General features: G+C 65.6%; 13 protein-coding genes. 2 read left to right on the forward strand and 11 right to left on the reverse strand.

All coding sequences use genetic code 11. The features are described 5' to 3' along the window. The first annotated feature begins 77 nt into the window (after nucleotides 1-77). Entirely contained in the window at nucleotides 78-1,745 is a 1,668-nt protein-coding gene (locus ACFVSU_RS04265; RefSeq protein ID WP_387138443.1) for a GspE/PulE family protein, read from the forward strand. A gap of 156 nt (nucleotides 1,746-1,901) precedes the next feature. On the opposite strand, the gene ACFVSU_RS04270 is transcribed toward ACFVSU_RS04265, so the two are convergent. The 10 genes from ACFVSU_RS04270 to ACFVSU_RS04315 all read right to left on the reverse strand — a co-directional run bounded on the left by ACFVSU_RS04270 (nucleotide 1,902) and on the right by ACFVSU_RS04315 (nucleotide 10,757). Then, nucleotides 1,902-3,140, reverse strand: coding sequence for a type II secretion system F family protein (locus ACFVSU_RS04270; protein WP_387138446.1), 1,239 nt, complete (start codon nucleotides 3,138-3,140; stop codon nucleotides 1,902-1,904). Between the two features lies 1 nt (nucleotide 3,141). Continuing rightward, nucleotides 3,142-4,434, reverse strand: coding sequence for a type IV pilus twitching motility protein PilT (locus tag ACFVSU_RS04275; protein ID WP_387138449.1), 1,293 nt, complete (start codon nucleotides 4,432-4,434; stop codon nucleotides 3,142-3,144). A gap of 5 nt (nucleotides 4,435-4,439) precedes the next feature. After that, the gene (locus ACFVSU_RS04280; protein WP_387138452.1) at nucleotides 4,440-5,126 is read right to left on the reverse strand and encodes a hypothetical protein; all 687 of its coding nucleotides are present in this window, start codon (nucleotides 5,124-5,126) and stop codon (nucleotides 4,440-4,442) included. Between the two features lie 3 nt (nucleotides 5,127-5,129). Continuing rightward, nucleotides 5,130-5,777, reverse strand: a complete 648-nt coding sequence (locus tag ACFVSU_RS04285) for a hypothetical protein (protein ID WP_387138455.1) — start codon at nucleotides 5,775-5,777, stop codon at nucleotides 5,130-5,132. Next, nucleotides 5,774-6,808 (reverse strand): pilus assembly protein PilM, encoded by a 1,035-nt coding sequence (gene pilM / locus ACFVSU_RS04290; protein WP_387138458.1) that lies wholly within the window; start codon nucleotides 6,806-6,808, stop codon nucleotides 5,774-5,776. The genes ACFVSU_RS04285 and pilM overlap by 4 nt, the downstream gene beginning before the upstream one ends. Nucleotides 6,809-6,836: 28 nt before the next feature. After that, nucleotides 6,837-7,721: a prepilin peptidase gene (locus ACFVSU_RS04295; protein ID WP_387138461.1), complete on the reverse strand. Its 885-nt coding sequence runs from the start codon at nucleotides 7,719-7,721 to the stop codon at nucleotides 6,837-6,839. A gap of 7 nt (nucleotides 7,722-7,728) precedes the next feature. Continuing rightward, on the reverse strand, nucleotides 7,729-9,285 hold the full coding sequence (locus ACFVSU_RS04300; RefSeq protein WP_387138464.1) for a hypothetical protein: 1,557 nt from the start codon (nucleotides 9,283-9,285) through the stop codon (nucleotides 7,729-7,731). Next, entirely contained in the window at nucleotides 9,276-9,830 is a 555-nt protein-coding gene (locus ACFVSU_RS04305; RefSeq protein WP_387138467.1) for a type II secretion system protein J, read from the reverse strand. Before ACFVSU_RS04305 ends, ACFVSU_RS04300 begins: the two co-directional genes overlap by 10 nt. After that, nucleotides 9,827-10,219 (reverse strand): prepilin-type N-terminal cleavage/methylation domain-containing protein, encoded by a 393-nt coding sequence (locus tag ACFVSU_RS04310; protein WP_387138470.1) that lies wholly within the window; start codon nucleotides 10,217-10,219, stop codon nucleotides 9,827-9,829. The genes ACFVSU_RS04305 and ACFVSU_RS04310 overlap by 4 nt, the downstream gene beginning before the upstream one ends. Before the next feature lie 118 nt (nucleotides 10,220-10,337). Next, nucleotides 10,338-10,757 carry a type II secretion system protein gene (locus ACFVSU_RS04315; protein WP_387138473.1) on the reverse strand — a complete coding sequence of 140 codons (420 nt, stop codon included), beginning with the start codon at nucleotides 10,755-10,757 and terminating at the stop codon, nucleotides 10,338-10,340. A 369-nt stretch (nucleotides 10,758-11,126) separates the two neighbouring features. Between ACFVSU_RS04315 and ACFVSU_RS04320 the strand changes: the two genes are divergently transcribed. Next, the gene (locus ACFVSU_RS04320; protein ID WP_387138476.1) at nucleotides 11,127-12,515 is read left to right on the forward strand and encodes a DUF222 domain-containing protein; all 1,389 of its coding nucleotides are present in this window, start codon (nucleotides 11,127-11,129) and stop codon (nucleotides 12,513-12,515) included. Nucleotides 12,516-12,593: 78 nt separating this feature from the next. Here ACFVSU_RS04320 and ACFVSU_RS04325 read toward each other — a convergent pair whose 3' ends face one another. Continuing rightward, complete coding sequence (locus ACFVSU_RS04325; protein ID WP_387138731.1) at nucleotides 12,594-13,325, reverse strand: hypothetical protein; 732 nt, start codon at nucleotides 13,323-13,325, stop codon at nucleotides 12,594-12,596. Between the last annotated feature and the right edge of the window lie 186 nt (nucleotides 13,326-13,511).

Genomic DNA, 13,511 nt, shown 5'->3' on the forward strand with positions numbered 1-13,511 from the left:
TTATCGAGCGCGCGCGGCCGATCATCCCAGGGTTGACGCGCGCCACATAGTATGTCCCTGGGGATAGGGGTGTTGCCGTGAGAGGTCTTGCACAGACGCTGGTGCTCACAGGAGCGGTCAGGGCTGCCGACATGTCGGCCGCCCTCGCTCAGGTGGGCGAAGGTCCGGAGCTGCAGCGGTTGCTGGTGAGCTCGAAGCTGGTCACCGAGGGCCAGGTCGCCGAGGCGATCGCGCTGCACACCGGCCACCGCTACGTCGACCTCGCCGAGATGCCGCTCGACCCGAATGTGGTCGCGCTCGTGCCCGGCAACCTGTGCCGAAAGTACGGACTCATCCCCGTCGACCGTCGCGGCGAACGCCTCACTGTGGGCGTGCTCGACCCGACCGACATCGTCGCGCTCGACGATGTCGCCTCGATCACGGATCTCTTCGTCGAGCCCGTCGTCGTCGCCGAAGACGCGCTGCTCAACATGTTCGAGCGGTTCCTGCGCTCCGACGAAGAGCTCAGCGAGCTGTCGATGACGATCGAGGAGTCGAGCGAGGCCAACCAAGCCGCGTTCACCGAGAGCCTCGAGGAGCAGGACGACACCGCCCCCATCGTGCGGTTCGTGAACCTGCTGATCGCGCAGGCCATCAACGACCGCGCGAGCGACATCCACGTCGAGCCCGGCGAGAAGCAGCTGACCGTGCGGTTCCGCATCGACGGCGTGCTGCACGAGATGCAGAAGGCCGACCGTGCGATCCAGGACGGCATCATCTCGCGCCTCAAGATCATGTCGTCGATCGACATCGCCGAGAAGCGCAAGCCGCAGGACGGCCGCCTCTCGGTGACGCACGAGAACCGCACCGTCGACCTCCGCGTGGCGACGCTTCCCACCGTGTGGGGCGAGAAGATCGTCATGCGCATCCTCGACAACACCGGCCAGACGATGAGCATGCGCGACCTGCTGTTCTCGAGCACCAACGAGAAGCGGTTCCGCGAGGCGATCACGAAGCCCCACGGGATGATCCTGGCCACGGGGCCGACGGGGTCGGGTAAGTCGACGAGCCTGTACACCGCGCTTCGTTCGATCGCGAACCCGAAGATCAACGTGATCACGGTCGAGGACCCGGTCGAGTATCGCATCGCCGGTATCAACCAGGTGCAGGTCAACAACCGCGCGGGGCTGACGTTCGCGACGGCGCTGCGGTCGATTCTGCGGTCGGACCCGGATGTGGTGCTCGTCGGTGAGATCCGCGACTTCGAGACGGCGAACATCTCTATTGAGGCGGCGCTGACGGGGCACTTGGTGCTGTCGACGCTGCACACGAACGACGCGCCTTCGGCTTTGACGCGGTTGACCGAGATCGGGTGCGAACCGTTCCTCGTGGCTACGGCGTTGTCGGCGGTGATCGCGCAGCGGTTGGCTCGGCGGCTGTGCATGCGGTGCCGGGAGCCGTTGGTGGAGCCGAGTGAGGTGCTGCGGTCGCTGGGATTCCCGCACGACCCGGCGGACGTGCCCGAGCTGTACAAGGCGGTGGGATGCCCCGCCTGCAGCGGCACCGGATACCGCGGGCGCGTTGCGCTGCACGAGGTGATGACGCTGAGCGACGAGATCGAGTCGCTGGTGGTGACGCGAGCCACGGGCAAGGCGATCCGCGAGGTCGCGTTGGAGCAGGGGATGATCTCGCTCCGCGAGGACGGGTGGTCGAAGGTCGCGCAGGGGCTGACGACTATTGAAGAGGTGCTGCGGGTTACCGTGTGACGTTTGGGCCCGGTTCGCTCGGAGCTACGCCTGCCTCCCGGCTGCGTTTGCCGGTCGTCGGGCGAGCGAAGCACGAGCGAGACGAAACGTGGCCGGACACGGCGCAAAACTCAACGGCCGGCGCCGTGCGCCCGGTCGTTGAGTGAGCCTTGCGCCCTAGCCCTGCTTCGCGAGTTCCCCATAGAGGGTGAAGATCGGCAGATACAGCGAGATCACCATGCCGCCGATAACGATGCCGAGCCCCACGATGAGGATCGGCTCGATCGTCGACGACAGCTGCGACGTCGCGGTCTCGACCTCGTCCTCATAGAAGTCGGCGATCGAGGCGAGCATGTCGACGAGCGTTCCCGACTCCTCGCCGACCGACACCATCTGTGGCACCATCGCCGGAAACACCTCGGCTTTTGCGAGGGGCGCGGCGAACGAGCGGCCCTGACGGATGGATTCCTGAACATCTCGGACGGCCTGCTCGATCCTCCAGTTGTTCGACGCCTGACCGACGATCGCGAGCGCCTGGATGATCGGCACACCAGCGTTGAGCATCATCGAGAGGTTCCGAGCGAAGCGGGCTACTGCGATCTTGGTGGTGAGCTTGCCGAAGACCGGCATCTTCAGCTTGATCGGATCGACGAACCGGCGGTACTGCTCGGTGTGCCGGTTGGCCCGCCACCAGACAAGCGCGATGACCACCACGAGGATGATGGACGGGATGATCCACCACATGTTGTTTGAGATGGTCACCAAGATCTGTGTGGGCAGCGGCAGCGAGCTTCCAAGCCCCCTGAACATGCCTTCAAAGATCGGCACCACGAACGTCACCATGATGAGCACACCGATGATCGCGATCACGAGCACGATCGCGGGATAGGTCAACGCTGCTCGGATCTTGTTGTGCAGCTCCGCTTCGCGTTGGTAGTTGTCGGCGATCGATCCGAGCGCACTGCCGAGGAAGCCGCCCGCCTCGCCCACCTTGACGATCGACAGCATCAGCGGGGGGAACGTCTGCGGATGCCGGGCGAGCGCCGCCGAGAATGACGACCCCGACTCGACATCCGCCTGCACCTGCACCAGCGCCGGCTGCAGCTTCTTGTCGTCCGTCTGCTCGATGAGGATCGCGAGCGTGCGCATCAGCGGAAGGCCCGCGTTGATGAGGCCCGCCATCTGCCGCGAGAACACCGCGAGCGTGCGTGCCGACACGGTCTTGGTCGTGCCCGGCAGCTTGATGTCTTTGTTCAGGCCAGTGTTGGACTTGAGCGTCACCTCGAGCGGCGTCAGCCCCTGCGCCTTGAGCTTGCCGGTCACCGCCGACTCACTCGCTGCCTCGATCGTGCCCTTGACGACCGATCCGCCGCGCGGGTCCACCGCGCGGTACACGAACTCCTGTATGACGGCCATGTCAACGCTCCTGGTTCGCGGCGGTCCACGCCTCGAGATCGTCGACGCCGCCCCACTCGACATTGCGAGCGGTCGGGTCGACGCGGCCGCCGACGGTGGGAGTTCCGAAACGCGATCCCATACCGATCCCGGTGCCCTGCGAAGCGTTTGCCGCCGGAGCCACGAGCTCACCCTGCCGCCACTCTCCGGCGCGGTGCGCCCACTCTTCAGCATCTAGGTCACGCGGCTTGATGTAGACGCCGTCAAGGCTCTTCGGGTCGACCGCGAAGTCGACCCCGACGTTGCGCGCGATTGTTCCTTCTTCAACGAGGCGACGAAGGTCCTGGTCGAGCGTGTGCATGCCGATTTCGGAGCCTGCCTGCATCGCCGAATAGATCTGCGCGACCTGCCCTTCGCGGATCATGTTGGCGACGGCCGGGGTGTTGATGAGCACCTCGGTGGCGATCGTGCGTCCGTTCACCTGGGCGAGCGGCAGCAGCGTCTGGCTGATGATGCCCTGCAAGGTGTCGCCCAACTGGGTACGGATCTGGTGCTGCTGGTCGGCAGGAAACACATCGATGATGCGGTTGATGCTCTTCGCCGCACCCTGAGTGTGGAGTGTAGAGAGCACAAGGTGGCCGGTCTCCGCGGCGGACAACGCCGTCGAGATCGACTCGGGGTCACGAAGCTCACCGATGAGGATCACGTCGGGGTCCTGGCGCAGCACGCGACGAAGCGCTTCTGCGAACGAGTTCGTGTCGCGCCCCACCTCGCGCTGGTGGACGAGTGCTCGCTTCGACTGGTGGTGGAACTCGATCGGGTCTTCGATCGTGACGATGTGCGCCGGCACGAGTTGGTTGATGATGTCGACCATCGCCGTGAGCGTCGTCGATTTGCCCGAGCCCGTCGGTCCTGTGAGCAGCACCAGACCGCGCGGGCGAAGGGCGAGGTCGCGAGCGATCGCCGGGGCGCCGAGCTCTTCGAGTGAGTACACACGGTCGGGGATGTAGCGCAGGGCGATCGCGATCGAACCGAGCTGCCGGTAGACGTTTGTGCGGAACCGCCCGATGCCCGCCGTCGCGTGGGCGAGATCCACCTCGCCATACTCGAGGAACTCGGCGCGTTGTCCTTCGGTCATGAGGGCGAAGGCTGTCCGCTCGACCCAATCAGCCGAAAGCGGGGTCGGGTACGCCTCGATCCGCACGAGGTCACCGTCGACGCGCAGCAGCGGCGGCGCATCGGCGGTGATGTGAACGTCCGATGCCCGGTGCCGAGCACCGTATGCGAGAAGCATTTCGAAGTCGAGGTCGTCCACCGTCGTCACCCTTCCTTGTCGATGTAGCTCAGGGCGGTGATCTGGATGTCGACGGTGCCTTCGCCGCTCTGTGTCATCGTGACCGCCATGCTGTTGAGCAGGCGCGGGCCGGCGCGAAGCGCGTCAACGAACGCCGTTGCCTGCGCCATGTCCGCCGCCGTGGCGCTGATCACGAAGTCGACCTGCTGACGCCCCGCCGCCACGGCGACATCGGGCGCCGATGCTACGTTCGCATCAGCAGTCCCGTTTCCGTCGGCGGCCGCGTTCGGGTCGGTCCCAGCATCCGTCGCCGCCGGTCCGGGAGCAGCTGTCGCGGCCGCTGGGTCCCCTTCCGTCGCACCGGTGCGGGTCGCGTACACGACCTGCTCACCCGCCGTGACGGATGTGATGGCGACGCCGGACTCCGCGGCGGCATTGCCGACGACCTCGAAGACATCGTCGTACTGGCCCGTTGCGGGAATCTGCGATCGCAGCCCGGCGACGTTCGCGGTGATCGCGTCGAGGTTCTCCTGCTGAGCGGTGAGTTCGTCGACCTGTGCCTGGTATAGCGCGTTGGTGCTGGCGACGGTTGCGGTCTGCCCGTCGACGGCGACCGCCTGGAAGTAAAGAGGCATGGCGACGAGGAACACACCCAGGGCGATAACGCCCAGCGAGACGATGAGACCGATCGCGGTCACGAGATGCTTAGGCATCGGTTATTCGCCCCCTTCTTCGGCCGTGAACTCGCTCGAGTACACGGACTGGTCGAACTCGACGTTCAGCAGATACGAGAAGCGGTCTGCCGCCACCTGGCTCGAGGTCACCGACTGCCCGTCGGCGTACAGGACGCCCTCCACGCCGCGAAGGGAGCGGATGAGAGCAACGATGTCGAGGGGCGTCGGGCTGTCGAAGGCTACTGTGCCCACGAGACCCGGCTCGACGGTCGGGTCGTCGCCCTGCGGCACACCGCCGACGGCGAGGTCCACGCCGGTGATGGTCGTGTCGGCGGGCAGCACTCCGGAGATCTTCGCCATCACAGGCGCCCAGGCGACGTCGGTCGCCATGGCGTCGGCGCGGAAGTCAGTGAGCTCCGACTCCGTGGCGAGCGCTTGGCTGACTTCCGACAGCGACGCGATCTCGGTGAGAAGCGCGTTCGTCCGGGCCTGCTCGGCCACCAGTCGCTGATCCGCGAAGAACTTGAAGGCGAACGCGCCGGCGATGATGAGCACCGCGACGACGATCGCCCCCAGGGCGATCCAGACCCACAGCCGCACTAGCGAGTCGCGCTCGCGTCGCGCGATTTCGCTGCGCGGCATGAGGTTGACGCGCGGTGCTCCCAAGAACGGGACAGGGATGGCGGTCATTTCGAGGCCTCCCCGAGTGCGATGCCGACGGTACCGACGAGGTTCAGCGCGACCTCACCGGCGGGCGGCGGCGTCGACATCGAAATCACGTCTCCGACCGAGACGACGGTCATCGGGGTGTCGATGGCGGCACCGAGCGAAGGCAGGACGCCTTCGACCGCGGCGCCGGCCCCCGTGACGAAGAGCCGCGTCAGGGGCGCGGCCGTTGCGCGGCTGCCGAAGAACGAGAGCGTACTGCGCAGGCGCGCCGCGAGGTCTGAGACACCGGGCGAAGTCGCCGCGCGGATCGCGCCGCGTGTGCGGCCGGGGGCCGGTAGCGCGACACCTCCGCCCATCCCGTTCCCGGCGACGGCGAGTTCGAGCTCAGGCTCGGCGACCTCCGTACTGTGCCGACGGCTCGCGGCGGTGGCGACGTCGATCGGCAACAGGCGCACAAAAAGGGGAACACCACCGCGCGAGATCACGACCTGCGTAGTGTGATCGCCAATATGCACGGTCGCTACGGTCTCCTCCCGCGCTGCGAGCGGTGCCGTCACGCGAGCGAGGCCGAACGCCGAGAGGTCTACCGCCTGCGCCCGCACCTTGATCTTCGCGAGCGTCGAGATGATCTGCTCGATGTTCTCCGAGACCGCGGCAACGAGCAGGCCGGAGACCTGGTCACCCTCCTGCGACAGCGGGAAGAAGTCGAGCACGGCCTGGCTCGCCGGCACCGGTAGCAGATCCTGCACCTGGTAAGGCAGCGCCTCACGGAGCAGATCGGGCCTCATCGCCTGGGTCGTGTACTCGCGCACGAGGATGCGGCGGCTGGCGACACCGAGTACGGCGTCCTTGCTTCGAAACTTCGCGCCGGTCCACAGCTGCCGGAGCGCAACTGCGACGGCTCCCGTGTCGAGCACCTCCGAGTCGCGTGCTGCCTCGGGAGGCAGCGGCACCTCCCCGTACGCGACGAGCTGAGGTTTGCGACCGAGAGAGATCTCCGCAGCGCGGACGCTCTCTTCGGTCACCTCCAGCCCGACAATGGTCTTCCCCATGATTTCCCCTTCCCCAAGACCGTCGACGTCAGACGCCCACGAAGAGATTCACGTACCACTTGCCGACGGCCTCGCCAGCGAACACTCCTGTCCAAGCGCCGAGGATCATCCACGGCCCGAACGGAATGGCAGTCTTGCGTCCGGCTCGACGCAGCACCATCAGCGCCATGCCGAACACTCCCCCATACAGAAAGGCCGCGAACGCCCCCACAGCGAGCGCGCCCCATCCCAGCCAGCCAAGGTAGATCCCCATTACTCCGGCCAGTTTCACGTCTCCCCCACCCATGCCGCCGGGTCGTGCCGCGCGCAGCAGGAAGTAGAAGATGTACAGGACCGCCATGCCGATGCCTGCCATGAGCAGCAAGGTCCACTGACCCGTCAGCAGAGCGGCCACGGTGAACAGAATGCTGGCCACGAGGTAGCTCGGTAGCACGATGCTGTTCGGAAGGCGATGAGTGTCGAGATCGATGAGCGTCAGCACAATCGAGATCGCGGCGAAATACAGGTACGCGACGATGACGAGACCGAGCGCCCAAAGGTCCGCGGCGTCGATCGTCCCACCCCAGGCCGACGACGCCAAGAAGGTCGTCGCCGTCGTACCGAAAGCCCCCTCGTACACTGCAAGCCCCCACCACGTGACGACCGCGAACGCTATCCCTGTCGCGGCTTCGACGATCGGGTATCGAGCAGATATGCGTGCCTTGCAGTTCGCGCACCTGCCCCGAAGCGCAACCCATCCCACGATGGGCAGGTTGTGCCAGGGCTTGATCGTCGCATCGCAGTGCGGGCACCGGCTCTCGCGCATCAGCGAGATGTGCGCCGGCACACGATAGGCAACGACGTTGAGGAACGACCCGATGAGGAGGCCGAATACTCCTGCGACGACGACGGTGAAGATGGTGACGGGATGCAAGGGACTGTTACTCCGTCTGAGTCAACATCGTGGGCGGCAGGAGCTTCGTGACGATTTCACCCGAGCCGTCGGGAGCCTCAGCCAGCTTGCACCCGAGATCAATACGCGGAGTCCACGTCATGGGCTGGCAGTCGAAGTCAGGCTGTTCAAGTTTTGTGCTGCCGCTGTCACCCGAGTAGTACTGCCCCCGGAAGCCTTCCTTCTTCGGCGCCTTGGTGATCCCGCACGGGGTGTAGAGCATGACCTTCGCTGCGCCACTTGCCAACTGAGTCATGGAGTCCCCACCCGACCCGACAGAGGTGGGACACGTCACCGTCCGGTTCGCCACGTTGTCTGCGTGAATGAAAAACAACTGGCGGTCGGCCGAGTCGGTCGACAATCCCTTGATGTCGAGACTCATCTTCACACCGGGAGGAATCAGGAACAGCACGTCCTTGGTAATCGTGGGACTCGCGCTGAGGGTGATGGTGACCCCAGTGGTACAGGCGGTGTAGTCGATGCCGACGCGTGCCGTTCCAGCTGCAAGCGCTGCGGCGGCCGTGGACGTGACATTCGCGGTACAGGACGGAGGCGTGCGCCAATCGACATCGGTCCCCCAAGCGCTGCGCGTGGATGGGAAATCCACCCAAGTGGTCATGTCGTACACCGCCTCGAGCGTCGGAACGAAGGCGTTGCTGGGTAGTGGCGCGGTGGTCACGGTCCCCGCGACCAGGCCGGGAGACTTGATGTCGGGCGCGGTCGGCGACTGGACGTTGCCGGCAACCGTCATGTCCTTGACGGTGACTTTCATGCCCGACATGACGTTTCCACCGACGGCTCCGTTGGTCGACTCCAGTCTGATCTCGCCCTCCGCGACAATGTTCTTGTCGACCTTCGCTTTGGACCCGCTGGTCTTAACCGTGCCAAGCGCGTACACACTGCCGGTGATATGGCAGTCGGCACTGAGCTCGATCGATCCCTTGGGCGCCCACAGGTCACCGTCGATCGATGTCGTGGAGTTGCAGTTGTAGTTTCCCGTCCGAATGACCAGATCGCCTGCATACGTAGACTGCGTGAGCTTGAATTGTCCGGCAAAGTACGCAAGCGTGCCGCCGGGCTGCTTCTCGTAGGTCACAGCGCGCTGATAGTCCGACACGATGGTCGTTTTCGATCCATCGGCGCCTTTGCCTGTGGCTGTGATCCGAATGACTGCTGCAGCCGCGGTGCTGAGGCAAGCATCGGTGAGGTGGTCAACATCTGGACCAAACTGAGCTGTAACATCCTCGTACTGAGGGCTCGCCGTCGAGTCGCTGATGCTTTTCGCACAGGGATTCGCCATCACAGCCGCCAGCATCACGTCACGTCCAGACTCTGCAGATACGAACGCTTGCGTGACGTCCTGGTTCGCGACATTGGCTTGACTTGCGAATATAACTGAGCCAGCGATGACGACTGAGGCGATCACGCCGACAAGCATGACCACAATGACGCCCACGAGCGCGGCGCCATTCTCACCTCCGGCGTCCCGCTTTGCTTCTCGCACGAGAAGCCGATCGGTAAGTCGTTGTCCGAGTTCTACCAGCATGGCGACATCGTCCCCTCGGATGCGTTCCGCATGTACGCGTCACCGGTGAAATGAACCGGCGCAGTAGTTCGTTCGCCCGGCTCTGCGGTAGTCGCGTCGAAAGTGTAGGTAACGCCGTTTGACCCAATCGGAACGAAATAATCGGCAGCGCCAGATCGGGTGATCAGCGGCTGCCATAATGGCCAGGCGGCGCTATCGGGGTTGGGCGAATCGGTAACGGTCATTCTTGCCCCGTCGCCTGTGAAAGTCATGGCTTGGCACTGCATGTCGCCGTCTAGCGAAGTCGTTACCTTCAGGGTCGCCCCTCCGTCCGCGATCTCGAATGCAACCGCATTGCGCATCGCGCGCTCGATTTCGCTGGCGATGAGTTGCCCCCGCGCTGTCGCCCGAGTCTGGGCCGACACACTCTCCTGCGTCCACCATGTATTTACAAGGACGGTCACAGCGAGGCTTCCGACGATGCCCAGGAGTACAACTGCCATGATCAGCTCGAGGAGAGAAAAGCCCTCATCGGCCGAACCTGTGACGCTTCGGGTGGCGGTCATGGCGCGGCCGGCACGTAGATGATGGCGTCGACTGATGCCAGCGTGGTTGTCCCGCGCGTCGCTGTTAGCGAGATTGTGGTAGTCGACCCCGCCGCGCAAACACCGTGGACAATCCCTTGAGTTTGAAACGGTCGGCCCTTGCCATCGACATACGCGTTCGTCGTGGCAGTGGCGACGGCAATGCTCGCACAGGAGGGGGCTTGGCGCACATCCTCGACGAGAGTGTTCAGTTGGCGCGTCGCCGTCGCGACCGCTGATTGGGTGGCCGACAGTTGGATTCCTTGGATGAGGGCGGGCAACAGCGAAACCGCGAGCACAGCTAGAAGGAACATGGCGACTACGAGCTCGATAAGACTAAACCCCGAAGTGCCCGCTTCCGTATCCCTCATCAGCACACCTCCCCAAGCGGCGACTTCCCCAGATGAATCATGTCACCGGGGCCGGGAGTCGACTCGTCTCCCGGGCCCCGGGCGACACGGTTTGCGCCTCGAACTTAGGCGCCTTCCGCTACGGGCAGACGCCCGCAACGGCTCCAGGTCCCGAGCCAACCTCCGTCAGCCCGTCAGCCGTGCCGGAAACGCAGAAGTTGTCGATAGTGACTCCGGTCGCCGGCTCCAACGTGAGCACGATGTTGTCGAGATTGCTGGTGTTCTCGATGTTGCTGAAGTCGGTCGGGTCGGGCGGAGTGGCGGCGTCCGCCTGGGCAAGCCGCGCGGCTGCCTGCGAGGCGGCATTGGCGGTGACAGTCGCAAGCGCTTGCTGCTGCGCCTGCTGCTGCAGCCCCAGGAATACCGGAACCGCGATGGCGACAAGAATGCCGAGGATCACGATCACTACGATGAGCTCGATGAGCGAGAAGCCCTTCTCGCCCTCCTCCTCGCGGCGAGCCTTTTCAGCCTCGAGGTAGTTCTTGATAAATGCACGCATGGCGCGTCTCTCCCCAGTGTGAGTTGATTGGTCAGCTCTAACCGACCGGGCACAACAAAGTGCCGGTCCCCAAACACCCCAGTAACGATTCCCAGCCTCGGATAGAGCTGGGTTTGAGAAACACGCGCAAGCGTGAATCCCCTCCCGCCATAGAACCTCTCACCCACCAGGCTGCATGTCAACGCAGGCGCGCGCAGTGTTCGCCTAAGAAAACCTCAGTCAGGCTGCGCGATCACCTTGCACCGCGGGCGTGACAAGTCGGTATCCGCATCTCCCGGTGCGTCGACCCACGACCGCTATCGTCAACCCGCGGCAGCTGGCGAGTCGCCATTTAGATCGACTGTCGGAGGCCACTTGTAGTGTCTAGACATGGATCTTTCTTCGAGCGAAGTGAGCTGGGACCCCAGGGTCGACGGCGACCCCGAGCGCTTCCTCGACCCGTGGGATCTGCTCGAGCCGGGCGAAGTCCTTCCGCCCGTCGAACTCGCCGAACTCGAAACGAGCGGAGCTGCGCACGAGGCCGCAGTCCTCGAACTCGAGGGCATCAGCGCCCGAGCGCGCGTGCTCATCGCCGATGAATACGCCGGCATCGCGAGCGTCCTGAGGGGTGCTGCCGGCTGCCCCGATCCGTGGGTCGGCCCCGATCCCACGCTGGATCCGGCTTGGCTCGATCCTCAGGGGCGATCGACCGCGGCCGTCCGCGTCGAACGACGGAACATCGCCGTTCGCGCCGCGGCGCTGGATCTCGCGGTGCGGCTCGGAATGTCGGAGACACTGGTCCGCACGCGCGCCGCGCACGCCGACACGCTGCGGGAGCGGTGCCCGAAGATCTGGGAGGCGTTCCGCTCCGGACGCGTTGTCGCGCAGAACGCGACTGCGGCCGCTCAGCAGGCCGCGACCCTCCCCGCCCACGTCAAAGACGCGTGGGCAAAGTTCGACGAACTGCTCGAAGCGTCGGCACAGACACTCGCGCCGGGAAAGTTCCGGACGCGCGCCAGGGTGGTGCGCGAACGCGTGCACCCCGAACACATCGATGAGCGGCACACGCGGGCAGTCGAGGATCGAAACGTCTGGTTCCAGCCCGAGGCCGACGGGATGGCTTCCTTCACCGTGTTCACGAGCGCCGACAAGGTGGTGGCTGTGCAGCGGTACGCCGATGCGTACGCGCGGCACCTTCGCGGGCAGGACGGCGAGGAGCGCACGCTCGCGCAGCTGCGCACCGACCTCGTGCTCGATCTCCTCACCCGAGGCATGTCGGACACCACCGAGCCCGGCGTCTGGCGTTCGCGTGCATCTGTCGCGGTGACGGTGCCGGTCATGACCCTCCTCGGTCACGACGACGAACCCGCCACGCTCGACGGCTACGGCCCGATCGACACCGAGACCGCACGGCGGCTTGCGGGTGAGGCATCCAGTTGGATTCGCATCCTCACCCACCCCATCACTGGAACGGTTCTCGACGTCGATCGCACCACGTACCCCGTGCCGAAGGCGCTGAGACGCTGGCTCGGGATTCGCGACCAGGTCTGTATCGGCCCTGGCTGCATGCGATCCGCCCGAGATTGCAACATCGACCATCGGCTCGACTGGCAGTACGGCGGAACAACGTCGGACACAAACCTCGCTCCGCTCTGCGAGCCGCACCACGTGGTCAAGACCAAGAGCAGATGGGTGCTCTATCGCGATGAAGCCACCGGCGCGACCTTCTGGACCTCGCCGACCTCCTTTGTCACGCCGACGGATCCGCCACCGTTCTGACATCCCCGCGTGGACCGCTCCGCATTCTCTCGGCGGCGAACACTCGCGCGCCGGAACGGCACGATCAACCCGCGCGGCTCAGCTGAGGATCGCGAGCGCCTGCTGCGTCGCGACGATCGCGAGCCACACCACGAGTCCGATCGACACGACGATCGCCAACCCCGACAGCACCCTGCTCGTCGAGCGCTGCGTCGCCACAATCAGCCCGCCGATCGCGAGGAAGAACCCGCCGGCCGCAAAGGCCACGCTGACCAGGCTGACAAGACCCGCGACCGACTCGTTCCAGCCGCCCAGCCAGAACACGACCGCCAGGCCACCGAGCGCAGCCACCACGAGGAGCACGACCGACGCGATCGCCGGAACGTTCGCCGCCGCAGCCTCGGGCAGCGGCGGGCGCATCTCCCCCACGTACGAACTCGACACCGGCTGGTACACGATCGGGGTCGGCATCCGCTCGTCCACCGGCGTAGGACGCCGGGGCGCGATCTGGTCGGGGAACGACTCGGCCTTCGCCGCGCTGGCACCGTCCGGCCCACCCGAGCGCGAAGCCGCAGGAGTCGAATCGACGCTGCGCGTCGGCGCGGGCGGAGCAACCTCAGGTTCCGGCACGGCAGGCGGCGAATCCGCCAACGCCTCGTCCCGCGCGGCCGCCGGCTCAGCGAGCGACGACGGAGCCGGCCACACGGCTGCGGCGTGCGGTTCCTCGTGTTCGACCACAACGGGAGCGGATGCCTCGACCACCGGTTCCGTACTCACCGCCTCGGGCGACTCCTCAGCCAGCGACGACGCAGCCGGCCATACCGCGGCCACATGAGACTCCTCGGCGGCCGCCGGCAGCTCGGGCGTCGCAGCCGCAGCGCCAAGATCCCCAGTCGCCGCGCCCCAACCACCTACCGCGTCCGCATCGGCCACCCGCCGCGCACGCAACTGCGCGCGACTCGTCGGCGCTGCCGGCATCGACCCAGCCCCACCCACGACGTCCATCGAACCTGTGGC

Source organism: Microbacterium sp. NPDC058062 (genome assembly GCF_042885375.1).
In the GTDB taxonomy this organism is placed as follows: domain Bacteria; phylum Actinomycetota; class Actinomycetes; order Actinomycetales; family Microbacteriaceae; genus Microbacterium; species Microbacterium trichothecenolyticum_C.

Coding starts and splice junctions, on each gene's coding strand:
- ACFVSU_RS04270 (WP_387138446.1), bottom strand. CDS start 3,140: ATGGCCGTCATACAGGAGTTCGTGTACCGCGCGGTGGACCCGCGCGGC.
- ACFVSU_RS04280 (WP_387138452.1), bottom strand. CDS start 5,126: ATGCCTAAGCATCTCGTGACCGCGATCGGTCTCATCGTCTCGCTGGGC.
- ACFVSU_RS04285 (WP_387138455.1), bottom strand. CDS start 5,777: ATGACCGCCATCCCTGTCCCGTTCTTGGGAGCACCGCGCGTCAACCTC.
- pilM (WP_387138458.1), bottom strand. CDS start 6,808: ATGGGGAAGACCATTGTCGGGCTGGAGGTGACCGAAGAGAGCGTCCGC.
- ACFVSU_RS04300 (WP_387138464.1), bottom strand. CDS start 9,285: ATGCTGGTAGAACTCGGACAACGACTTACCGATCGGCTTCTCGTGCGA.
- ACFVSU_RS04305 (WP_387138467.1), bottom strand. CDS start 9,830: ATGACCGCCACCCGAAGCGTCACAGGTTCGGCCGATGAGGGCTTTTCT.
- ACFVSU_RS04310 (WP_387138470.1), bottom strand. CDS start 10,219: ATGAGGGATACGGAAGCGGGCACTTCGGGGTTTAGTCTTATCGAGCTC.
- ACFVSU_RS04315 (WP_387138473.1), bottom strand. CDS start 10,757: ATGCGTGCATTTATCAAGAACTACCTCGAGGCTGAAAAGGCTCGCCGC.
- ACFVSU_RS04320 (WP_387138476.1), top strand. CDS start 11,127: ATGGATCTTTCTTCGAGCGAAGTGAGCTGGGACCCCAGGGTCGACGGC.